Origin of the sequence: Arthrobacter alkaliphilus (genome assembly GCF_021483235.1) — a bacterium.
GTDB classification, from domain to species: Bacteria; Actinomycetota; Actinomycetes; order Actinomycetales; family Micrococcaceae; genus Arthrobacter; species Arthrobacter alkaliphilus.
In genome coordinates this window covers 12,968-35,634 of the sequence record NZ_JAKEEC010000022.1, presented here as the reverse complement: position 1 = coordinate 35,634, position 22,667 = coordinate 12,968, and the positions used below count along the sequence as shown (strand labels likewise).

General features: G+C 63.6%; 21 protein-coding genes and 1 pseudogene. 8 read left to right on the top strand and 14 right to left on the bottom strand.

All coding sequences use genetic code 11. The features are described from left to right. Positions 1-534: 534 nt before the first annotated feature. From L0B83_RS14735 to L0B83_RS14725, 3 genes are all read left to right on the top strand, one after another. Positions 535-711: an SOS response-associated peptidase family protein gene (locus tag L0B83_RS14735; protein ID WP_234759209.1), complete on the top strand. Its 177-nt coding sequence runs from the start codon at positions 535-537 to the stop codon at positions 709-711. Positions 712-1,373: 662 nt separating this feature from the next. Beyond that, positions 1,374-1,898: a hypothetical protein gene (locus tag L0B83_RS14730; RefSeq protein ID WP_234759208.1), complete on the top strand. Its 525-nt coding sequence runs from the start codon at positions 1,374-1,376 to the stop codon at positions 1,896-1,898. Continuing rightward, on the top strand, positions 1,895-4,057 hold the full coding sequence (locus L0B83_RS14725) for a bifunctional polysaccharide deacetylase/glycosyltransferase family 2 protein (protein ID WP_234759207.1): 2,163 nt from the start codon (positions 1,895-1,897) through the stop codon (positions 4,055-4,057). Before L0B83_RS14730 ends, L0B83_RS14725 begins: the two co-directional genes overlap by 4 nt. Before the next feature lie 61 nt (positions 4,058-4,118). On the opposite strand, the gene L0B83_RS14720 is transcribed toward L0B83_RS14725, so the two are convergent. Both L0B83_RS14720 and L0B83_RS14715 read right to left on the bottom strand, forming a co-directional pair. Then, positions 4,119-4,721 (bottom strand): helix-turn-helix domain-containing protein, encoded by a 603-nt coding sequence (locus tag L0B83_RS14720; protein WP_234759206.1) that lies wholly within the window; start codon positions 4,719-4,721, stop codon positions 4,119-4,121. A gap of 461 nt (positions 4,722-5,182) precedes the next feature. Beyond that, positions 5,183-5,698 (bottom strand): hypothetical protein, encoded by a 516-nt coding sequence (locus L0B83_RS14715; RefSeq protein ID WP_234759205.1) that lies wholly within the window; start codon positions 5,696-5,698, stop codon positions 5,183-5,185. Between the two features lie 129 nt (positions 5,699-5,827). Between L0B83_RS14715 and L0B83_RS14710 the strand changes: the two genes are divergently transcribed. The 3 genes and pseudogenes from L0B83_RS14710 to L0B83_RS20080 all read left to right on the top strand — a co-directional run. Then, on the top strand, positions 5,828-6,076 hold the full coding sequence (locus L0B83_RS14710) for a hypothetical protein (RefSeq protein ID WP_234759204.1): 249 nt from the start codon (positions 5,828-5,830) through the stop codon (positions 6,074-6,076). Between the two features lie 388 nt (positions 6,077-6,464). Next, positions 6,465-6,872, top strand: a complete 408-nt coding sequence (locus tag L0B83_RS14705; RefSeq protein WP_234759203.1) for a hypothetical protein — start codon at positions 6,465-6,467, stop codon at positions 6,870-6,872. A gap of 196 nt (positions 6,873-7,068) precedes the next feature. Then, positions 7,069-7,240: pseudogene (locus tag L0B83_RS20080) on the top strand (IS30 family transposase); the annotation flags it as partial. Between the two features lie 750 nt (positions 7,241-7,990). On the opposite strand, the gene L0B83_RS14700 reads toward L0B83_RS20080, so the two are convergent. From L0B83_RS14700 to L0B83_RS14665, 9 genes are all read right to left on the bottom strand, one after another. After that, positions 7,991-9,166 carry an ROK family protein gene (locus L0B83_RS14700; RefSeq protein ID WP_234759202.1) on the bottom strand — a complete coding sequence of 392 codons (1,176 nt, stop codon included), beginning with the start codon at positions 9,164-9,166 and terminating at the stop codon, positions 7,991-7,993. Between the two features lie 101 nt (positions 9,167-9,267). Then, the gene (locus L0B83_RS14695; RefSeq protein WP_268820942.1) at positions 9,268-10,173 is read right to left on the bottom strand and encodes an N-acetylglucosamine kinase; all 906 of its coding nucleotides are present in this window, start codon (positions 10,171-10,173) and stop codon (positions 9,268-9,270) included. Further along, entirely contained in the window at positions 10,164-10,424 is a 261-nt protein-coding gene (locus L0B83_RS19780) for a glycerate kinase (RefSeq protein WP_308194000.1), read from the bottom strand. Before L0B83_RS19780 ends, L0B83_RS14695 begins: the two co-directional genes overlap by 10 nt. Continuing rightward, entirely contained in the window at positions 10,388-11,299 is a 912-nt protein-coding gene (locus L0B83_RS14690; protein WP_268820941.1) for a glycerate kinase, read from the bottom strand. The genes L0B83_RS19780 and L0B83_RS14690 overlap by 37 nt, the downstream gene beginning before the upstream one ends. Further along, positions 11,296-12,636 (bottom strand): glucosylglycerate hydrolase, encoded by a 1,341-nt coding sequence (gene ggh / locus L0B83_RS14685; protein ID WP_234759200.1) that lies wholly within the window; start codon positions 12,634-12,636, stop codon positions 11,296-11,298. The genes L0B83_RS14690 and ggh overlap by 4 nt, the downstream gene beginning before the upstream one ends. Next, a complete protein-coding gene (locus tag L0B83_RS14680; protein WP_234759199.1) occupies positions 12,633-13,715 on the bottom strand; it encodes an ABC transporter ATP-binding protein in 1,083 nt (360 codons plus the stop codon). The genes ggh and L0B83_RS14680 overlap by 4 nt, the downstream gene beginning before the upstream one ends. 51 nt (positions 13,716-13,766) lie before the next feature. Next, positions 13,767-14,609 carry a carbohydrate ABC transporter permease gene (locus L0B83_RS14675; protein WP_234759198.1) on the bottom strand — a complete coding sequence of 281 codons (843 nt, stop codon included), beginning with the start codon at positions 14,607-14,609 and terminating at the stop codon, positions 13,767-13,769. Beyond that, positions 14,606-15,502, bottom strand: coding sequence for a carbohydrate ABC transporter permease (locus L0B83_RS14670; protein ID WP_234759197.1), 897 nt, complete (start codon positions 15,500-15,502; stop codon positions 14,606-14,608). Before L0B83_RS14670 ends, L0B83_RS14675 begins: the two co-directional genes overlap by 4 nt. Then, positions 15,502-16,851, bottom strand: coding sequence for an ABC transporter substrate-binding protein (locus tag L0B83_RS14665; RefSeq protein ID WP_234759196.1), 1,350 nt, complete (start codon positions 16,849-16,851; stop codon positions 15,502-15,504). Before L0B83_RS14665 ends, L0B83_RS14670 begins: the two co-directional genes overlap by 1 nt. A 301-nt stretch (positions 16,852-17,152) precedes the next feature. On the opposite strand from L0B83_RS14665, the gene L0B83_RS14660 reads away from it, so the two are divergent. Then, complete coding sequence (locus L0B83_RS14660) at positions 17,153-17,569, top strand: MarR family winged helix-turn-helix transcriptional regulator (protein WP_234759195.1); 417 nt, start codon at positions 17,153-17,155, stop codon at positions 17,567-17,569. A gap of 635 nt (positions 17,570-18,204) precedes the next feature. On the opposite strand, the gene L0B83_RS14655 is transcribed toward L0B83_RS14660, so the two are convergent. From L0B83_RS14655 to L0B83_RS14645, 3 genes are read right to left on the bottom strand one after another with little or no spacing between them, the layout of a single operon-like run. Beyond that, positions 18,205-19,425 carry a metal-dependent hydrolase family protein gene (locus tag L0B83_RS14655; RefSeq protein ID WP_234759194.1) on the bottom strand — a complete coding sequence of 407 codons (1,221 nt, stop codon included), beginning with the start codon at positions 19,423-19,425 and terminating at the stop codon, positions 18,205-18,207. After that, on the bottom strand, positions 19,422-19,862 hold the full coding sequence (locus L0B83_RS14650) for a GAF domain-containing protein (protein WP_234759193.1): 441 nt from the start codon (positions 19,860-19,862) through the stop codon (positions 19,422-19,424). The genes L0B83_RS14655 and L0B83_RS14650 overlap by 4 nt, the downstream gene beginning before the upstream one ends. 25 nt (positions 19,863-19,887) lie before the next feature. Continuing rightward, positions 19,888-21,264: an MFS transporter gene (locus L0B83_RS14645; RefSeq protein WP_234759192.1), complete on the bottom strand. Its 1,377-nt coding sequence runs from the start codon at positions 21,262-21,264 to the stop codon at positions 19,888-19,890. Positions 21,265-21,426: 162 nt separating this feature from the next. Here L0B83_RS14645 and L0B83_RS14640 point away from each other — a divergent pair, with 162 nt between their 5' ends. Further along, positions 21,427-22,329: a MurR/RpiR family transcriptional regulator gene (locus tag L0B83_RS14640; protein WP_234759191.1), complete on the top strand. Its 903-nt coding sequence runs from the start codon at positions 21,427-21,429 to the stop codon at positions 22,327-22,329. The last annotated feature ends 338 nt before the right edge of the window (positions 22,330-22,667 follow it).

Below are 22,667 nucleotides of genomic sequence, written 5' to 3'. Positions count from 1 at the left end.
GCCGGAGCGCAGGTGCAAGGAGGTGGCCGCATGATCGTGATCAGTACCAATTCTTAGGAAACCTGTTTAGCCGTCGGCGCGAGTTGTCACAACTGTCGATTTTGTGATGGCTTGTGCCGACGCTTTGCGGGCTCGCCATGCGCGTGTCCGGCAAGCGCCTGAACAATAGCGGCGATCGGACCGGGGTACCCGGCGCACGTCCGGCGGGAATATCTGGCCGCATTCGGCGCACCGCGGCGCGCCATCCTCGCCCACGGAGAGAAGCCGTTCCAACTCAGCAAGGTTCACGGCGGCGGTGCGACGGCGGTGGCGGTACACCTGGTCTCGGCACTTGGCCGAGCAGTACACAGCATCCTTACGTTTGCTGCCGCCCATAAGTCGGCCGCAACAGCTGCACCGCTTCCGCTGTACCGGCCAGGGGGTAAAGGATCTGATGCTTCCACGGTTCAAGGGTCCATCCGGCAGCACTGGCCGACAAGCATTCACACGCATGTGTGTCCTGACACCAATGGGGGCCTGCGGCATGATGAAGCGATGTGCGGACGCTACGTTGTTTCGAAATCGACTGCCGACTTGACGGCCGCCTTCGACGTCGAAGAGCTCCACGTCGAAGAGCTGAAGCCTTCCTACAATTTGGCTCCCACTGACCACTGGGCCGGTCTGTGCCGCGACAAATTGGTGCAGGCAGCCCTGCACCACAAGGCGGCCTGATGAACACACCGGGCAGGAACGGTTTGCTCTCACCGCCCGCCGCTTCGACCGGACCGTGACTGGTTCGGGGAGGAAGCGAACCCTTCCAGAACCACAACGTCCCGCTCATCCATCCCTACCTCGTGGAACCGGATCCGGCAGCCCCTTCGTACGACGCGGAGAAAGACACTCCTGAGACCGAGGCCACCACCCTCAACCACATCCTAAGGAAGGTCCACGTCATGGCCGGCGAAACCACCATCACCGTTATCTGGCACCTCCGAGTTCCAGGTCACCGACCAAGGTGGGAACAACGGATGGCAAAACACGGCAACCTGCTCCGATCGACCTGCAGTTGTTCCACCTCCGCCACCGGCGGGCTGGTAGGGGGCGGTTCGAGGGCTGGGCCGTCTGCGGACAGCCTCAGCCCTCTGCCTATCCTGGCCCGTTTTAATCCAACTGCGCCCGCAGACGGAAGGATTTGATTGCTGGTGTCCGCGATTCGTCGTTGGTCCTCAGCACGTCCACCTCGTTAAAGTCTCGCCGTCTTTTCTTGGCGGCCGTCTCGGCATGGCGCAGCGCAAGGTGTCACGGGAGCGCGGTCGGACATTACGGCACATATCCTGTCGATTCGATGTGAGGGCAAGGTAGGGAAGGGCTCAATCCGCTAAGATTGGTGCCCGATGGCGGCTTTTAACGAAACACCCGATGTACACAGTTACCCGGTTCCGGGCAGGCCGGTTTTTGTCGATGCCTCCGGCCGGCGCCTGCGGCGTCTCAAAGTCCTTGGCATCGGGGCGTTGGCCGTCGTGGCAGGATATCTTTCCCTTCTGCTCGTCGCGGTTGTCGGCGGCCCCAACATTGCGGCGCCGTATCTTCCGTTCCCCGTCAGCCCGGCCGTCCCGGAGGCCCGGGTCGTTCCCTCCGCGGGTGACCCGCCCGCATCCCCGCCCGTGCCGGCTTCCCAGGGGTCCGGGCCGGGGTCCGGTGACTCCGCGGCGGCCGGGCCTCTGGCGCGAACCGTGTTGCCCGCACCGGCGGCCCCGGTCCCCGGCGCCACAGTTGCACCGCCTGTCGGCGGCGCCACCGTGGCGGGACCTGCCGCCCCGGTTGCTACGATCGCACCGACCACCGTGCAGTCATCTGCGGGCAAGAGCGGGGCGGCGCCTGGAAGGACAGTCCGGCCGTCCGCACCAGCGCACCCATGAGTTTGCCACGCCGAAAGCATGGACAAGACGTCGTTCCTGCCCGGGTGACGGCGCACTGGGTCGTCATGACAGCTGTCCTGATTGCGATCGGTGTTGCCCTTACCGTGCAGGGATACTTGCACCACCTCGCCGGAATCGGAAACGACTCTGTTCCTGCGGGCGGCTCCGCCAGCGCCGTCCCGGATGCGGTGACCCACGGCGGACCCTTGGTGGATTCCCGCGGAGGTACCGTCCGCACTGTCGGCCCTCCGGATCGCACCCTCGCGCTCACGTTCGACGACGGTCCTGACCCCGAGTGGACGCCGAAGATCCTCGACGTTCTCGAGACGCACCACGTCCACGCAACTTTCTTCGTGGTCGGTTCCGCCGTGCTTGACCACCCCGAACTCGTGGAGCGCATGATCGCCGACGGCGACGAGGTCGGCGTGCATACGCTGACCCACGCCGACCTCGGGAGCGCGCCCGCGTGGCGTCAGCAGCTTGAAGTGCAAGGCGACCAGGAAGTGATCGCCGGCATCACCGGCCGAGCCGCCACGCTCATGCGCCCGCCGTACAGCTCCGAGAACGATGCCGTCACGAACGGCACGTGGACCGCTATGCAGGCCGCCGCGAACCAGGGCTACCTCACGGTGCTCACGACGAAGGACAGCGAAGACTGGCAAAGACCAGGAGTCGCGACGATCGAGAAGAATCTCACGCCGTCCGGCCCCCAGGGCCAAGTGTTGCTGATGCACGACGGCGGGGGAGACCGCGAGCAGAGCGTCGCCGCCCTCGACGCGAGCCTAACGAGCTTTGCCGGCCAGGGATTCCGCGTCACGACCGTGGGTGAGGCGGTGGGCATCGCGAGCATGCGGGACGCAACCATGGCCGAGCAATTGAGCGGTGCCGCGTTCGTTTGGGGACTGCGGCTGAGCGATTGGGTTGTCACGGCGATCTCCTGGGCGCTTGTCGTCGCCGGCGTCGTGACTTTCATCCGTGCCGTCCTTGTGACCGGGTTCGCGGCGCGCCATCGCCGCGCCGCCCGGCGCGCCCAGACGCCCGGCCGCCGCGGCACCGCACCCATTCGTCCGGAAGTGACGGAACCTGTCACGGTTATCGTCCCCGCCTACAACGAGTCGGCCGGAATCGAGGCTGCTGTGCGGTCTATTGCGGCATCGAACCACCCCGTCGAGATCATCGTTGTCGACGACGGCTCGACGGACGGGACCGCGGACCTCGCCGAGGCCCTCGGATTGCCGAACGTGCGCGTGGTCCGGAAAGAGAACGGCGGGAAGCCCTCGGCCCTCAACGCTGGCCTCGGGCTGGCTTCCCACGAAATCGTGGTGATGGTCGACGGCGACACGGTGTTCGAGCCGGACACCGTCCGCGCGCTCATTCAGCCATTCGCCGATCCTCGGATCGGCGCCATCTCGGGGAACACAAAGATCGCGACCCGGGGCGGCCTCCTCGGGGCATGGCAGCACGTCGAGTACGTGGTTGGGTTCAACCTCGACCGTCGGCTGTTCGACATCGCTGAGTGCATGCCGACCGTGCCCGGCGCCATCGGCGCTTTCCGACGCGACGCGCTCTTGCGGGTAGGCGGCGTCAGCGACGACACCCTCGCGGAGGACACCGACCTGACGATGTCGTTGTGCCGCGACGGTTGGCGCGTGGTTTATCAGGACAATGCGAGAGCCTGGACGGAGGCGCCCGCAAGCCTTGGCGCGCTCTGGAAGCAGCGATACCGCTGGTGCTACGGCACGCTCCAAGCCATGTGGAAGCACCGCGGCGCGGTTTTCCAAGGCGGGCAGGCAGGGAAGCTCGGCCGCCGCGGACTCGGCTACCTGCTTGTGCTGCAGGTGCTCTTGCCGCTGTTTGCGCCGATAGTCGATGTGTTTGCCATCTACGGGCTGATCTTCCTTGACCCGGTCCGGATTGCCTTGCTCTGGCTCGCGTTCCTTCTAGTCCAATTCCTCATGGCTGCCTACGCTTTCCGGCTCGACAAGGAGCGGTTCGGACCACTGTGGACCCTGCCGCTCCAGCAATTCGTTTATCGTCAACTCATGTATCTCGTCGTCATCCAGTCGGTTGTCACGGCGTTGGCCGGAGTGCATCTTCGGTGGCACCGAATGGAGCGGTACGGCAGCCTGCGCGTCCCACCCCCGCAAACCCAAAGATGACACCCCGCCCATCACCGGAGAAGGACACCAAGAGAACCGCCTCGCTGAGTCCCGGCCGGGCTTAGAAATCCGGCAGGACGTCCAACGCAAGTCGCACACCGAGGGCGCTTGCCATGCGCTCCAGCGTTGACAGCTTCACCTCACCCTTGGAGCCGCGCTCGATCTTGTTCAGCACCGACATCGAGACGCCCATCTTCGTAGCCAATTCAAGCTGTGTCAGGCCCTGCCGCTCACGCTCTTCACGAAGGCGGTCAAGCGGGCTTCCGTGGCTGAGGGCCACTTTTGCGGCGGTCGCAGGTGTCGCACTTGCCTGTTCCTCGTGAAGTTCGAGCATGGCCTCTTTGTACAGCCGGCTCAGGAGCTGGCTGTTCGAATTCCCCATGATGCGCATGACCTCGGCCTGCCGGGTGCCTTCTTTCACGAGGTTCTTGATCGCGGCGTCCCGGTCCTCGCGGATCTGGCTTCGCAGGTCAGTCCATTCTTCTTTGAACTCTTCTTCGCGGCGGGCGATGCGTGCATGCAGATCCCGGATCGTCTCCTCGTCGGCTGCATTGGCGCTTTTCATCTCTTTAAGCGCCCGCTCCTGCTCGACATCGAAGTTCTTCCAACGTTCGGACAGCTCGCGGAGCTGTTCTGCACTGACACTGGCCATTCGGGTAGTCATCCCATCATGTTGTGCAACCTCAGTGCCTGCCTTAGCAACATTTTGACAGTTTCGTACTGGTGTGATGCAACACGGCGCGCCAGCGAGGGCGACTCGAGCGGACCACGTTCGATGCCTGACAACATCTCGACGCCGACCCGCGCGCTGCCCGTTAGCTGTACCGGCGTCCGATCTAACCGTGACGTCATTGCCGGAGACCACCATCTCGACGATGCTGCCGCATTCCTCGGTGCCAAGGCCTAGAAAGACCGTGACGCTGCGCAACTGCCCCTTGCCAAACTGCGCTTGCCAGCGTCGCGGGGAGTACGCTCTGTCCCTACTGAACTGCCCGCCGGGCAACGAGCCCTGAAAGCCGCCTCGGCAGCTTCGCCTGCCACGCACTTGTGGTACCGCGCTCATACCACGACGACACCCACGGTCCCGCGCGGCTGGTTTTGGCAGAGTGCCGCCGTGTGGGACTGTTACGTTGCTGGCGGTTGCGGCAGTCGCCGCGGTGCTCGTATCCGCGGGCCACTCCGCCCACGTGACACACTGAGTTGGCGAATGACGAAGGCGGCCTCGGAGAGAATCACGACGAGATAGGGCATCATGACGACGAGGTAGGCTTCACCGAATCCGGTGTTCCAGACGGCTGCGTTGCCTTTGGCAAATCCCTCCCCACCGCTCATCCAGTGGCTGGTGGCCAGCCGCCAGTAAGAATGGAAGACCACGAAGATGAGCACCACCGTCTGGGCTGAGACGGCCCAGAGCCGACCCCTCCAAGCGGGCCACACGGCAAGGAGAAGAATGCCTGCCTCGGCCAGACCCAGCCACGGAACCTCGACATTTAACATGTCCGGTCTGCCAATGGACGCCCGGATGTTCACCGCGATCAATGCCAAGGAAATCAGCGCGGAAAGGACGACGGCGACCCGAGGCCCCCGGAGAGCCCTGGCATGGGTGGTCCTCCCGCCCGGCAGTGCGTCCGCATTCATCATGCCCTCCTCGAGGGATATGCCGCTGGCACCGCCAGTATGCTCCCCGCCCAGGTCTTGGGCAAGAACCCGCGTAACCGGCAGCTTCGATGAATCAACAACGGGCCCTTCAGTCCGACCGCCACCGCAGGCTTGAGTGTCCCTTTCGCTCTCTTCACGCACTGTGGCATCTACGAGGCGAGGGTACAGGACACCTTCTTCGTCGCCGACCAGCCACTCGACGACGGTAACGGCAATCCCCCTGCAGGCTGGGGCAACCCCTACCAATCTGGCACCATCACCGTGACCGGCCAAAGGGCCGTCTTCCATGACGATCTAGGCCACACGGTGACCTTCCATGAACGGCCCGGCGCCACGACCTTCCTCAAGATCTGCGCCTGAGAAGTCTTTGACTTTCGGCGATAAGTGGTGGCGTTTTCCCGGCGCTATTTGAGGCACGGGGCAGACCTCAAGGGGATCCCTCACCGAACAATAGCGCGTGACACGGTGACCCATCAGGTCGCTTGGCCAAAACACATTCGCGGATAGGCGAAGGGCCTGCATGGCGAGGCCTGCACGGCAGCGGCCAGGGCGCTTGCGGCGGCGGCAGGAGGGCGACAATAATTGGGCCTCTCGGAGGTGCTTTGTGTCGTCAATCTCATGCTCAAAGCCAGCGGCCTTTGCTGCCGTGTGCGCCGTCACCCTCGCTGCCTGCGCCAGCCCGCCGAACCTGCCCGCTCCGGGACCCAGCCTGAGCTCGGCGCCGTCCGCATCGACTTTCTATCCGCCGGTGCCATCGGAAAGCGCTACCATCACCGTGCAGCCCAACGCCCATGGCCTGATCCCAGCTTTCAGCAGCAAGATCACCGCTGGGGTCTGCGACCGTGCCGTCGGGTCCGTCGCCGTCGTGGTCATCAACCCCGACATACCAACCCCTCGATGCCAAACGGTGGCGGGGTCCCAGAGCCTTGAAGTCGTGAACCGAACGGGCGACTTCGGCTCCACGGGCAGGACCGCAGTTATCCGCTGGGACCCCTACCCGGCCGTCTCGCTCGGTCCGGGACAGGCGGCGACGTTCTCCGGTCAATTCGGCGCGTACCTTGCGCCCGGCGACCATCTGGTCTCAATCTCGGTCTACGCCGGGGGCGGGGCGGAGATCTACCTCGTCGACGCGACACAAACGACCGGGCCACCTTAGGCCGTGACGACCGATCGGCGACCCCAGAGCAGAGCCCACCTTCCAGGAAAGGCCTAATCCACCTGGGACCAGGCCCGTGTCCGCACACCTGGCCACGAATGGCGGCCCGAGCCGGCCAGCGGCATGCCTCGCTGCAAGCCTAATCGTGCCCGGTGAAGGATCCTTGGGTTCTTGCGGTGATTGCAACACTTAGCGGATGGGTGGTGGCATGGCAGGATATTCAATTCATTCAAGGCCTGATCTTTTGCAGGTTTTTTGGGCCGGGATGCACGGGTGATTTCATCACCGATGCCGTGTCTCGGATCGATATGAGCCGGCGTACCGGGCGTAGGGTCTTGCTTGAGGCGGGTGGTGTGATGCCCGGACGGTCGCTTGCTGAGGGAGTTAGGCTTCAAGGTTTTAGCAATCTGACCGTCACATTGACGAAGGCCCCGGTGCTAGAGTCTCGAGCATGGCTGCTGTCCTGAAGCCCTGACAACCACTTGCACATGACACAGGAGCCCCTCGTTGTACGGCGAGGGGCTCCTGTGCTATTTCACCGGGGCGTTGTTTGAGGCCGGCTGGCGCGCCCAGGCTGTAGCGACCCATCTTAGAGTCGGCGCGAAAGCGATCGGTCGATTGCATGACCGGGACTGCCCCGGCTTTTGTTGACTCAAGGAGTCAACAAAACCGGGGGCAGTCCCCCCGCCAGAACCACGCGCTCAACTTGGCAGTGCCGGCTACGGTGGGCGTGACGATGAACGAGATCCCGCCGACACGCGCGAAAGCCTGCTGGCCCTGGCCGTCGCGATCGGACGACAAGACGAACGCCCCAGAGCGGGGCGGGGATATTTGTTGTGAGGGTAGTCCGTGAAAGCCGTCGCGGTGACGTCTCTGGTTGGTCAGAAGGGGCGCTGGGCTTGGGTCCGTTCCGTCGGAGCAGCCCGAGGTCACCAACGTGACAGTGCTCAGCGCAGGGACCGTGCCGGTCATCTGTGTGATCCGGTCGTTCTTCGCTGCAAATCCGTGAATGTCGCGCACATATCGGCGGAAGTGGACGAGGTGGCCTATTTTGTAACGCTAGACTGCGGGCAGCAAGGCGGCGATGTCTAGGATCCTGGCTGGCTTGTTGCTCCGCGCTAGTTGAGCGCGTAGTCGATAATTAGGGTGTCGATGGCGTCGGGTGCGAAGACTTTCCGCGTCACGAGCTGGGTGAGTCCATCTATTGCGGCGTGATCGCCGGTTGCCCCAGCGATTACCACAAGGCCTTCTGCGATACGTTCGACCACGTCTTGGAGCACTCGGGAGCGGACGTGCTCTGCGAAGTATGGGATGGTACCGATTCTGCCGCCGAGCACGAGCCTGTTGGGGTTGACTGTTGTGACGGTCGCTGCCAGGGCACCGCCGAGAACGTCCGCTGCGGAGAGCAGCTGTGCTTTGACGTCGGGATGGCCTTGTTCGGCCGCGCGGGCAATTTCGTCCAGGCTTGTGAGGCCCTGGCTGCTGAGCCGGTCGATGAGCGAGCTGCCGGAGCTGAAGGTGGCGAGGCAGCCACGGCGTCCGCACCGGCACAGCGGACCGTCGGTGGCGACGTGGATGTGGCCGATGTCGCCGGCGGCGCCGTGAGAGCCGCGAAGAATGGTCCCGTCGACGACGATTCCGCAGCCGATGCCGGTGGCGACCTTCACGTAGACGGTGGTTTCGCTGTCGGTGGTGCATTCGCCCAGGGCGCCGGCGCGGGCGTCATTTTCGACCACGATGGGAACCTGCCACTGGCTGGAGACAGAGGTTAGGACTGCATCCGGTTCCCACTCGGGGATCGTGGTCGCGTGGGCGACATGTCCGGTTCCTGCGTCCACGGGAGCCGGAACGCTGACGCCGATGCCGGTCAGGGTTTCCCCGGTGCCGGTCCCGAGCAGCTCGGTTCCGATCCGGATCAGCGGCTGAAGGACTGCGGGTGCGGGGGCGTTAATGCGGTGCTGCACGGTGCGGGATCTGAGCTGACGGCCGTTGATGTCGGATACGGTGACGGTCGCGTGGGTCTGGCCCAGCGCGATGGCGAGCACGACGCGTCCACGGTCCTCGAAGCGGATCTTCCGGGAGCGGCGCCCTCCGGTCGCTTCCATGCTCTCGGCCTCGTAGATCAGGTTCCGGCGCAGCAGCGCTTCCAGCCGCTCATAAAGGGTGGCCCTGGACATTCCGGTGCTGGCAAGGAGCTGCTGGCGGGTCATGCCTCCGGTTGTGCGGATCAGGTCCAGGAGATGGCCGTGGGAGGTCGCGCCGGTTAGCCTGGTGGGTACCCGTTCGATTGTCATTGATTCTCCTGTCCGGCTGACCATCCTACCCGCAGTCCCGCTACTGTTCCGCTGGCCCCTTGCTTGCTTTGCGGCTCGGCGGCACGGGACTGCGGTAACGGTTAGGCTGGTGCCTTGTCCTGGGCGAGATGCAGAACTCCGTAGACGGGTTCCTGTGCCAGGACGTGGATGTCGGTGAGGCCGCTGCGTTTCAAGTGGTGGGTGATGCTCTGCTGGAAGGCAGGTTGGTTGGTCACCAGGCCACCGCCGAGCACTACGGGACCGGCGCTGCCGATCCGGGCGGCCACGATGGCTGCCTGTTCTGCCAGGTGGCGGGCCCCGGCGTCGATGATTGCGAGGCTGGAGCCGTGGCCGGCGCAGGCGGCGTCGAAGACCAGACGGGAGGCATCGGCCCAGTAGTGGCGCCCGGGGGTGCCGTGGAAGAGGCTGATCAGTTCTTCCGGGGCGAGGAGACCACAGTAATCGAGCAGCCCGCGGGTGAGCGGATCGATGCCCAAGCCGCGGTTCGCACGGTCCAGGCTGTGCCGTACCGCTTCCCGGCCGAACCAGTAGCCGCTGCCTTCATCGCCGAGCAGGTATCCCCAGCCGCCCGCGCGTCCGGTCTGCCCGGTTTCGTTGATGCCCCAGACCGCCGAGCCGGTTCCTGAAATGATGGCGATCCCGGTGTCCGTGCCGCCTGCTGCGAGGATCAGCCTGGTGTCGTGGATGACGAACACGTCAGCACGGGGCGCATGGGGGGCAATGAGACGGCGGAGGTGCTCGGCGTCGGCGTCGGTGTCGATACCGCCGGCCCCGACGATAACGGCACCGGCGTTGGCCGCGCCCAGGGTGGAGAGGAGTTCCCCGAGCCGGCGGCCCGCTTCCTCTACCGGGACGTTTTGGACGTTGGTGCTGCCCGTTGTCCGGTCATCGGTGACGGCGCCGTGAAGGATCCTGATGCCGCGGGTCTTGGTGCCGCCGATGTCGAGCCCGATGATGGTCCCTTGGTGTGTGTCGGTCACAGCCATTCCTTTGCGATCCGGGTTGTGGTGGTTTGCAGGATGTCCGCTGCTTCTTCGATGCAGGCGCGGAGATCCGGCCTGAGGTCGGTCAGGGCGTAGGCCTGGGTGATGCCGATGCCCGCGAGCTGTCCGGGTGTGAGTTTGCGTTGTCCGCAGACGGCGATCGCCGGTACGCCGGCGGCCCGGGCGGCCAGGGCCACCCCGGCTGCCGCTTTGCCGCTCAGCGTCTGCCCATCGAGGGCTCCCTCACCTGTGATGACGAGGTCGCGGGGTGTGAGCCGCTGAGCACGTCGTGAAATCCGACAATCCCCATAACAACCTCGACCCCGGGGCGTTGCTCCGCGGAGAGGACCGCCATCGCGGCGTAGCCGAGGCCGCCGGCGGCGCCGGCCCCGGGCCGGAGCCCGGTGCCCGGAGGTATGCCCGGGGTCCGGTCCAGCATCCCGGCCAAGCGTGAGAGACCCTCGTCCAGCAGAGCGACATCGGCTGCGCTGGCTCCCTTCTGCGGGCCGTAGACGGCTGCCGCGCCGTGCGGTCCCAGAAGGACGTTGTCCACATCGGACGCCAGGACGAAGCGGCAGTCGGCCAGCCGCGGATCAAGTGATGACAGGTCAATGTCGGTGAGTCCGTTCAGTGCCCCGCCGCCGGGCGGCAGTTCGGTGCCGTCCGCGGAACGGAGCGAGGCCCCCAGGGCCTGTAGGAATCCGGCCCCGCCGTCGGTGCAGGCACTGCCTCCGACGGCGAGGATGATCGTCCTCGCGCCCTCATTGAGGGCGGCCAGGACAAGTTCGCCGGTGCCGTAGCTGCTGGCTGTCAATGGGGCCAGGCCGCCGCCGGGCAGCTGCTCTAGCCCCGATGCCTGCGCCATTTCCACGACTGCGGTCCGACCGGGACGGTCCAGAGCGAACACCGCGGCCAGTGGAACTCCGGTGGGACCGCTGACCCTGGCTTTGATTTCGTCGTAGCCGGCCGCCGAGACGGCGGCGACTGTCCCGTCGCCGCCGTCAGCAACGGCGACCGAGACAACGTCCAGCCCCGGCCGATCCCGCAGCAGCCCGGCCCTGAGGCTGTCACAGACCTCGGCGGCCGTGCGGGAGCCCTTAAACTTGTCGCAGGCGATGAGGACGGTCATCTCTCGGAGCCGATCCATTCCAGTGCGGCGGCGGCCGTCCACGCCTGATTCAGGCTGCCCAGCGGCTCGCCCGTGAAGGGTTCGTAGTATTCACCAAATTTCAGGTCCGCGAGTTGCCGCAGGGACGCGGTCTTGAGCGTTTCGAACAGCTCCCGCTGCCCGTCACGCTTCGCGGCCCAGCCGAGCAGCAGGTTCAGGAACGGCCAGACGGGCCCGCGCCAATAAGTCCTGGGCCGGAACGCTGCGCTTGCCGGGGACGTGGAGGGAGGCAGCGGGAACCGCAGCTCCGGGTATCCCATCCAGTCCGGGCCCAGGAGCAGGTTCCGCTGGACGGCCAGGGCTGCGGGGTCCCCGCCGGCGATCAGGGGTGCGAAGCCGGACACCGTTTGGGTGGAGATCCATTCCCCGGCCAGGACATCGTAGTCGCGGGCCAGCCCGGTTCCCGGGTCGACGCTGGCTGCGACGCCGTTGCGGAACCGACGGGCGTAGCCACGCAGCTCCGAAGCGTCCTCGGCGCGGCCGATCTCATCGGCGAGATCGGCGAGGACTGCGGAGGACGCGGCCATGATGCCGGAGAAGAAGACGTCCCGGACCCGGAAGTCAATGATGTCCTGGACCGCCCGGTCATCGAAGTCCACCGAAGCCATCTGCTGAACCAGCCACAGGTATTTGGTGTATTCGGTGTCGTCGGGGCGTTCGCTGGCGTCTGCGACGTGGAGGGTGTCCCGCCGGGTGAAGGGCTCGACCGGCCCGGGATTGATCCGGGAGTAGGGGCCGTCCCATCGGGGGGAGTTGTCGAATCCTGATTCCCAGCCGTGGTGGATCTCAATCAGGCCCACCCCGTCCGGGTCCCGGACTTCGGCCAGCCAGCGGTGCCAGGCCAGCCATCCGTCGAAGGATTCGGCCAGGAAGGATTCGGCCGCTTCCTGGTCTGTTCCGCCGTTTTCCCGGCCGCGGTCCACGATGTGGCGGAGCGCGATGGCGTGGACCGGGGGCTGGCAGATGCCGCTGCTCATGATCCCCTGGGGGCGGGCGGCTGCGGTTTCCGTGCCCCAGCGGTCGAACCCGGGGAAGTAGCCGGCGGAGTTTTCGCTGAAGACGATGTGCGGGATCATTCCGGTGGACCATTGGGCGGCCAGCAGGGTGCGGAGCTCGGTGATGGCGCGGGGCACGTCGTAGCGGGCAAGTCCGATGGCGACGAAGGCTGCGTCCCAGCTCCACATGTGCGGGTAGAGGTTGGGTGCGGCGCTGGTCATGGTGCCCAGATCGTTCAGTTTCAGGACATCAATTGCGGATTGGCGCAGTTCTTCGGCGCCGATGCGGGTTTCGGTGTTCATTTGGCCTCCAGTGCCATTGACGTTGCGCCGTCGTAGAAGCGCATGGTGTTCGGGGAAAAGGTGAGCCAGATCGTCTGGTGCGGTGATGTGCGGAAGGTCGGAGGGGCCTGGACCTTGATGCTTTGGCCGTCGACGTCGACCGTCAGGAGCACCGAGGAGCCCATCGGTTCGACGACCAGCACGGTGGCCGGGATATCGCCGGAGGACCGGTCGGTGGCGACTCCGATGTTTTCGGCGCGGACGCCAAGGACGATGTCCTCGTTGGCGAAGGAGCGCAGCATCGAGGGTGCGTGCAGGTTCTGGTCGCCGACGCGCAGTGCGTCCCCGGAGTCGGTGACTGCGGCGCTGATGAAGTTCATGGGCGGGGAGCCGATGAACCCGCCGACGAATTTGTCGGCCGGGGCGTCGTAGACGTCCAGGGGATCCCCGAGTTGGGCGATGCGGCCCTTGCGCATCACGGCAACCTGGTCGCCCAAGGACAGGGCCTCGCTCTGGTCGTGGGTGACGTACACGGTGGTGGTTCCGAGGTCCTTGACGATCTTTTTCAGTTCGGACCGGAAGGTCAGTCGGAGGAGGGCGTCCAGGTTGGAGAGGGGCTCGTCCATGAGGAGCACGTCGGCGTCCATCACGATGGCCCGGGCCACGGCGACGCGCTGGCGCTGGCCGCCCGAGAGCTGGGCAGGAAGCCGGTCAAGATAAGGGGTGAGCTGGAGCAGGTCGGCGGCCCACTGGACCTTTCTTTCGATTTCCTTGGAGTTGACTTTGGCCATCTGCAGTCCGAAGCCGATGTTGTACCGGACCTTGCGGTGCGGGAACACGGCGTAGGACTGGAAGACCATGGACATGTTGCGCTTGTTCGGCGGCAGATAAGTGACATCGCGGCCACCGACCGAGATGGAACCTGAGTCGGGATACTCCAGGCCGGCCAGCATCCGCAGCAGCGTGGTTTTTCCACAGCCCGATGGGCCCAGCAGGACGGTGAAATCGCCGTCCTTGATGGCCAGGGAGACATCGTCGGTGGCGCGGTCCGCGCCGCCGGGATAGGTCTTAACAAGGTGGGAGATGGAGATATCAGCCATGGTCGGCTCCTTCTAAGGCGGTTCCGGGAAGTGTTTGGGGAGTGCGGAGCATCAGCGGATCGTGGAGCCCCACATGTTGGTCAGGTACCGCCGCATGAACGCGATGAAGATGATCGAGGGGATGACGAGCGCGAAGCCGCCGGCGAAACGGTAGGCAAGCGGCGAATCCGAAAGGGACGTCAGGACCTGGGCCGGCAGGGTGCGGTGGTCCAGGGTCAGGATGGAAGCGCCGAGTACTTCGTTCCAGGACATGACGAAGGTGAAGATCGACGCCGCCGCCAAACCAGGCAACGCCATGGGCATCACCACCCTGGCAAACGCCCCCAACGGGCCGCAGCCGAAGATCCGGGCGGCTTCTTCCACGTCCACGGGGACGCTGAGGAACACGCTCGCCGAGATCAGGATGGTCGTGGGCAGCGCCAGTGAGGTGTGGAGCAGGATGACGCCGTAGGTCGTGTCATAGATGTTGGTCGTCAGGAACAGCTTGGCGAGCGGAACCGAGAGGACCACGATGGGCAGGGCCCGGGTGAACAGCAGGAACAACTGGTAGGGCTCTTTCCCGGGGAAAGCGAACCGGGCCAGGGCGTACCCGCCGGGGATCCCAAGGACCGCCGATAGGAGGACGGTGCCGATGCCGACGATCACGGAGTTGCCAAGCGCCCCGAAAATTCCGGTAGAGGATAGGAACGCGTCGAGGGTGTCGAAGGAGATGTTGGTCGGGAGAAGGCTGAGCGGGAACTCGTTGAGGGATTCGCGTGTCGAGAGAGCGGCCAGCGAGATCAGGTAAATCGGGACGAGCATGAAGATGGAGATGGTGACGCAGGCTATTTGCAGGTAGATCCGGTTCCGGCGCTGCCGCCGGAGGGGTGCTGTGTCTACGGTGGGGGTGCTCATCGTGTGCCTCCCTGCCCTTTCTCGCGGAGTGCCCGCAGGTAAAAGATGGAGGTCAGCATCGATGCGACGAGGATGACCAGTGCCAGGGCCGCGGCGACATTTGGGTTCTGCAGGGCCGTGTACCAGCGGTAGGTTTCGCCGACGACGAGGGGAAAGTTCTGGCCGGTCAGTGCCTGGGCGACCGCGAACGTCTGGAACGCCAGGATGGTACGGAGAATCAGTGCCACCTGCAGACTGGGCTTCAGGAGCGGGAGGGTCACGTGACGCAGACGCTGCCAGAAAGTGGCGCCGAACACCTGCGCGGCTTCGTCATAGTCCTTCGGTATGCCCTGCAGGCCGGCTACCACGATCACCAGGACCAAAGAGGTGGAGCGCCAGACTTCGGCGATGAGGACACAGAAGAAGAGGGTGGCCTGGTTGTCGTAGGCGAGCCAGGGTACCCCGTCGATGCCGAGGCCTTTCAGGAATGAGTTCAGGTATCCGCGGTCGTTGAAAATGGACAGCCACACGAGCCCCGCGGCAAGGTCGCTGAGCGCCAACGGAATGGCCCAGACAAAGAAATGCAGCTTGTTCAGGCGCGGATTGGACCGCAGCAGCAAGGCCATCCCGATGGCAATCCCGAACTGGAGCGGGATCATGACCACGATCAGCAGCGCCGTGTTCCGGACGGCAGGCCAGAAGTAGGGATCCTCGACCATCTGCCGTATGAAGTCGAGAGTGAAACCATGCTCGTTCTGGACGGCCTGCAGGACGCCTTGGACCATCGGCCAGCCCATGAGCAGGGCCATGAAAAGGATCGATGGCCCGATGAGCCACACGGCCGGCGGAACCCGGCGCGGCCGGTGCGGGGACCGGACGGCAGCCGGTCTAGTCGGCGGGGACTGGACGGTCATTACGCTACCTCGCACTTCGTACCGGGTGAAACGGGGTCGGGGGCCCAGCAAGGCACGGCCAGCGCCTTCAGGATCGTATTCAGCTGGGTCGCCTGCTGGTCCAGAACGGGCTGAACGGGGGAGCCATTGAGGCAGATTTCCTGGAAGCAGTTCTTGAAGATCTGCGATACTTCGCCATCCTTTGCGCCTACGCCAACTGGTGGCAGCGCCAGGAGGGCCCCGGGTGATCTCTGTTGGCGACGGACCGCAGCTGCCTCCAATGCGATGGCGCCGGCCAGATCCGTTGGTAGTTCCGTCTGGATAACCGGGAAAAAGGCATTCTTGCGGAGGGTTTCAATCTGCGTGGGCGGTTCCATCAGGCTGCGGATGACTTGTTCGCTGCGTTCCCGCTCCAGGCCGCCCTTCGGAAGGGCGAGGCCAGCGACGATCAGCATGTAACCGCGCCCCTTGGGGCCTCTGGGTGCCGGGACCATCAGCCAGTCCTCCGGCTTGGCCGCGGGGGCCCCCACCAGCCGGGCGACATGGTCCCACGCCACGAGGACCTCGCCGCGGGCCAGAGGTTCCTGCATCGCGTCATAGTTGGTCGAAGCCGGAACCATGTTGTCCCAGAGCTCCCGCATGTAATTCCAAGCGGTGACCGCATCCGGGTTCCTGAACGTGGTGATCTGGCCGCCCGTGAAGCTGGGGAGCAGAAACCCCTGGTAGAAGCGGTGGTGTAGACCCTTGGGGCCCGCCGGCATGCCGAAAACGGGACGGCCCGCGCCCTTCTTGGCAGCCTTGGCCCAGGCCAAGTAATCCTCGTAACGGAGATCGTTGACATCAACGCCGCTTGGCAACCATTCGAGGGCCTTCTTGTTGACTGCCACCAGATACGTCGCCTGCATCCAGGGAACGTACTTGGAGGTCGGGCCGCCGACCTTGGCCAGCTCCAGAATGTCCTTGCTGAAACCGCTGCCTGCAAGGTCCCGAAGGAGATAGTCCACATCATCCAGGGACTTTGAGAGCGGTGCCAGATCGCCGTGGAGACCGCCGAGGAGAGAGAGCCGGACATTGCCAGACTCCTCCTGCGACTGCACGGTCGAGGCGAAGACATTGTTGGCCACCGAGTTGTATGCCACGGGAACCTTGACGAATTTCTTCAGGACCGCTTCATAGCGCTGCTTTTCTTCCACGGGCGTGAACTGCGTCGAGAGGAACCCGACGCTCCCCGCCCCTGCTGCCGCGCCGCTGGTATCGAACCCGGAACAGGCCGAAAGGAACGGCAGGGACAGCGCCGTTCCCAGACCCGCCAAAAGCATGCTTCGTCGTGAAGGCCCGATGGGTGGAGGCCGGAAATAGCTGTCAGTCATTGACTACTCCAATCAGGTGCGCGCCACTGCAACACCATTCGTCTAATGGTCAGACAAAAGATGAGATGTGTCAAGCGCCACACTTGGCCGGAATCGTTGAGAGTGGATGCCCGCACGGCGTGGGGGTAAGCCGGGTGACCGGATACCGCTGGCTCTGCAGGTGCTTTACTTTGTCGCGGGCATTGAACTGGGCATGGGTGGCCACCATGAGTCAAATCTAAGTATGCTTAGTATTAGTCGATCTGCGGAGGTTGCTATGCCGGCAGTATCCACGGGCTCTTTATCGACAGACTCGATGAGCATGGAGTCATGGCCAACCGGGCGGCTTTTGTCAACGGCGGCCAGGCTGGTGGAACATTCCTGGAACGAGAAGTTGGCCAGTGTCGGCCTCACCCATGCCGGGGTGATTGTCCTTGATGTCCTTTCCGCAGCCGAGGAGCCGATGAGTCAGGCGATGATTGCCCAACGGGTCCGTGTGCAGGACCAGACAATGGGCAAGACTCTGTCCCGTCTGGAGGGCCGACGCTACATCCAACGACAGCGCAGCCCCTCTGATCGCAGAAGCCAGGCCGTCTCGATTACCAGCCTAGGCGCCCGGGTCATCAAGGAAGCCCGTGAAGTGGACCCCACGGCATTGACGCGTGCGGTGGTGGATGGGGACAAGCTACGCGAGGAACTGCAAACCATCATCCTCACGCTGGCCTCTCAAACCGGATAGCTCAAGCCCTGCGAGCTGTGGCGGCCACCGCGTGAAAGGACCACGACCCGGCAGCGCGCACCGCGGCCGAAGCGATCCGGGACCAGCTGCAACGCCGCCACGGCCTGAACCTGGACAACCTGGGCGCCTCCGGCCTCCCGCCTCGTGAACGGGAGCGCGACCGGCCAACCAAGTACGAAGAGGACCGCATTAAGCGCTTCTCACAGAGGCCAGCCGGGAGAAGGTTCTCGCTCACGATCGCTTGAAGAAGTTGGAAAAGAAGCACAGCGATCTCGTCTCGAACCAAGACGCCGTCAATATCGGTGTGTTTCGGACTGCGTACGCTTGGATGGCGACCCTATCGCAGAATTTAGCGATCGGCACGGAAATCAGGCTGCAACTGAACGGCATCGACATTGACTGGCGCCTGAAGAGCCACCACAACTCTTCCCGCCAGGAAGCCTCACGGACATTGAGTATCTGTAAGGCTATGGTCCCATCGGGACAAAGCCCGGGTTCGAGACGACCTTCGACGAGGCCTACTTCCGGCATGCCCCCGGCCTTCACGGCAGGAGACGAAGCCGAATTTCGGTGCCGTTGTGGATCGATGGAGCCGCGCCGCTGACCGTCGTTTTCGTATCAGCCAATGGGCGGCCTCAGTGCCCCTTCACGATGGTTCCGTCCTGGATCACGGCGGTCAGGCGGGATTCCGCCAGTACGGTGGGATCGGTTACGGGGTCCTCGTCTGTGATAACGAAGTCTCCAGCGGCACCTGGCGCGATGACCCCCAGTTCACCGGCGCGTTGCAGAAGCTTCGCGGCGGTGACGGTTGCGCTGCGTATGACGTCGATCATCGGAATGATCTTCGCCCGTATGGAGAATTCAGTCGCCTGGTGTCGTTGCATGCCGCCGAGCAGGTCGGTGCCGAACGTCAGGTTCACGCCGCCTTCATAAGCTCGGCGCAGGGCTTCACGGCCACCGTGAAGCACGGCCTCAACTTTTTCCCAGCTTGATTGGGTTAGTCCGAAAGCGCGGCCTTCTTCCTGCAGTGCCCAGTACGTGACGAGGTTCATTGTCAGGAACGCGTCGTGGGTGTTGAACAGTTCTATCGACTCGTTGTCCAGGAGGTTTCCGTGCTCGATTCCGCGCACTCCCGCACGAAGGGCACGGTTGATGGACCGTCCGGTGTAGGCGTGGGCCGTGACGTAACGGTTGGCGGCGTCGGCTTCTTCCACTATTGCCCGCATTTCAGCCAAGGAATATTGTGTGGAGTCGATCCGGTCCGTGGGCGACGCAACCCCGCCCCCGGCCATGATCTTGATGTGGTGGGCGCCTTTCCGAAGTTCGTCGCGTGCCGCATGTCGGACAGCGTCTACGCCGTCTGCGATCCGGCCGATGGTTGCGCAGCAGTAGCCGTGGTCGTGCGCCTCCTGTCCGCGTGGGCGGCTGTCTGCGTGCCCTCCGGTTTGGGTCAGGGCCTTGCCTCCGAAGAAGATTTTGGGGCCGCGGAGCAGGCCCTCGGCTTGCGCCTGGTGGAAGCCGTAATCGGCGCCAGCGACATCTCGGATTGTGGTGAAGCCCCGGTCGAGCATTTCACCCATCAGCTTCGCAGCGCCCAGGGCGACGTAGCTGGGGGACCAGGTTGCCATGGCAGCGAGGTCGGCAGTGACGGCTGTGACGTGGACATGGCAGTCGATCAGCCCAGGAAGCACGAACTTCCCCGCGGCATCGTAACGAGGGATACTGTCGTCGGCCTGGCCAAGGCTGGCCCCGACCTCGGCAATGATTCCTTCGCTGACGAAAATTTCGCTTTCCCTGTAGGTTCCGCCTACGACGTCCAGATAGCGGGCGTTCTGGATTAGTAGATCCGAAGTCATTTCATCCTCTCAAGTTCTGCACGGACCGCGTGGCAGGATTGGACGGCGATCGCCTGAGCGGCAACGAGGGAAGCCTCGCTGTATATACCTTCAGCGTTCAGAATGTTCAGCGCGCCAATGAGGTTCCCGCCGTCCAGAACGGGTGCGTTGATAATGGCTCCGCATCCGAGGTTGTTGATCAGGTCGTGGTCGGCGAAGACTCGCTGGACGTCGTGTTTGGTTCTGCCGAAATAGGGGACTTTCCCTCCGTCGAACAGGGTTGCCCATTCCTGAGAAACGTCAACGCTCATGTTCTTGCGTCCCCCGACCGGGTAGACGGGCGGGTTGGATGAATGGAGACGGATCATGGTCTGCCCGTCGTCGATAAACCCCAGTACGGTAAAGAGCAGGAAGCCCACTTGCCGGTCCACAGCTTCCTGGACATCATTCAGTGTCATGAAGGTCGGCCGTTCCGGCCGCGCCTCAGCCACGCTGCGTCTCCAGTACCTCGGTCACTGTGATTTCCTCCAGGGAACGTCCAGCGGTGCGTACCGCAAACAGGAGAGTGCAGATGACCCCGATTGCCAGAATGGCGGTTGTCATGCCGAAGACGCCGGCGAATCCCCATTGTGATGTGAAGACCCCGATGATCAAGGGCGCACTGATCGAGCCGATGCGACCGAAGGAGGAGCTCAGCCCTGTCCCTGTTGCCCGGAGCCAGGTCGGGAAGACTTCCGGTGTGTAGGCGTAGACGCCGGCGTAGGTGCCGTTGAGGAAGAAAGAGAGGGATACTCCGGCGACCGTGATGAGTCCCGGATCGGACATCTGGCTGAGCCAGAACGCGCTGATGGCTGATCCGACCATGTAGATCGCAATTGTGTATTTGCGGTCAAGCTTTTCATTGACCCACGCGGCACTGAAGTATCCGGGAATCTGCGCAAGATAGATAATGAGGGAGAACTCGAAGCTTTTGGTTACTGTCAGGCCCTTGGCGACCAACAGAGTCGGGATCCAGGAGAAAAATCCATAGTACGCAAATGTGATGACAAACCAGATCAACCAAGTCACTGCGGTGGTTCGCCACATCTTCGGGCCCCACAGGAAAGCAAGAGCTTTGACCATGGAAAATTTCTCAGTTTCCGGCTCCACGACTAATCGCTCGTCGACAGGGGGAAGCTCAGCCTTGGTGGCCTTGCGAACGCTTTGCTCGAACAAGGCGACGACGCGCTCCGCGCCCTGGAGATCGCCGGCGTTGAAAAGGAAACGGGGGGACTCGGGGACGCTACGGCGCCACCAAAGCACCATCAGGATGGGAAGAAAGGTGATGACCTGGGCCCAGCGCCAACCCTCGGGCATTGCCGGAACGATGAACCGGCCGATCAGGGCTGCGCCGATGAAGCCGAAGGAAAAGAATCCTGCAAGGGCTCCGATGAACCAGCCTCGGCGCTTGCTGGGGACAAATTCTGCAAGGAATGGGGCGATGATGGCGCTTTCAGCGCCTCCTCCGACGCCTGTGATGATCCGGGCAATCAGAAATACCTCGAAATTACCGGCCAGGGCCGCGACCAGCGAAGCCACCGCGTAGACGATCAACGAATACATCATGACCTTCTTGCGACCGATTCTGTCGCCCAGGTAGCCCGCGATGATGGCTCCGAAGAGGAACCCGAAGGGCGACGCTGCAGCCACCACCCCGAGCTGCCCGTTATCTAGCGCGAAAGCGCCCTTGACCGCTGGCATAAGAAACGCAACGACTGCACCGTCCATGCCGTCAAAGGTGTACCCGAGGCCCCCAATGAGCAGCAGCAGATAGTGTGGACGACTGAGAGGAAGCCTGTCCAGCCTGGCCGTTAATGTCACAGTTACTCCTAGGCGCTTTAGGAAATTTGAGTGCGAGGTACGCACACGCTATGTGCAAGAAGTTTTTCAGTCAATACTTTTTTGCAAATGGATTTGCAAAAAGTGCGAAGGAATTTGGATGCTACCGCGCGAGTTGGTGGCGTACAGGAGGGCAGACCAGGCATGAGAGCGCCAGACGAGTCGGAACGGGACACGGACAGCGTGGCCACGTGGCTTCGATCCCTATCCGCAGGGCAGCGGCTTAGCCAGGCTGGTCAGACAGTACTGAACAACGCCATGGCGCGCCCGGAAAAGGCAAGCTATATAACAGCTTCCGAACTTGCCCAGCAGTCGGGTACGAGCATCTCAAGTGTGACCAGACTTGCCCAGCGGCTGGGCTTCAATGGCTGGCCGGACCTGCAACGCGAGATACGCGTCCGCTACATGGCCCATCTCTCTCTCGTCGATGTCGACACGGCCCACGAGACGACGGATTCTCCCTTTCAGGCATCACTCCGTTGGGACCTTGAATCTCTCTCGGCATCGCTCCTCAACGCAGATGAAACCCAAGTAGAGCGCGTGGTGGGCCTGCTCTCGGGTGCGAAAAATATCTACGTCACGGCCCAAGGAAGCTTCGCTGCAGTCGGTCATGCCCTAAACCACAACATTCAGATTGCGGGGTACCCGGCCAGGGGCCTGCTGGACATTCCCGCGAACATCGCCAATACGGTCGTGCAGATGGGGCCAGAGGACGTCCTCATCGTGTGCTCTTACTGGAGGATCTATGGAGTCGCCGTCACCGCCGCAACCGAAGCGCATGCCAGAGGTTCGAAGGTCATTGTCATAACGGACAACCTCCCCCCGGCCCTTGCGCAATGTGCGGACGAAGTCCTGCTTGTCCCTGCCGAAGGAACATCGTTCTTTCCGTCCCTCACCTCGGCAATGGCCCTCCAACAAGGAATCGTTGCAAGCCTGGCAAGGGTCGACCCCGAAAAAACCCGACGCAGTCTTATCGAAATGGAAAATTCCTGGCAGACATTTCAGATGCTCCACCGCTCAGCACCCGGACACAGGCCTGACCTCTGATCCAACCCACTCCAAACGCCCAAGGACGTACAGGCCTGAGGTTAGCCCCTGCCGTGGGATGACGTTTTGGAAGACGGTCAGGCCGATAGGTACTGAACTTCAGCCTGGGCTGATGTGGTTCGGGTCTGGAACCGGTCAGAGGCATTCCGCACCATTCAGCGGCCTGCCCGCAAAGCCGGCAAAGAAGGACTTCAGCGCGCGCGGTCTGTGGCACATTGTCTGCGCATAGTTCCCGGCGATGTCTATGCCTGCGAGGTTAGGAGTACCGGGTCCAACCTGGACGGCATTTGAGCCTTGGCCGTGGCCCGGATCTCGCCTGCGACCGTGAGATCTTTGAC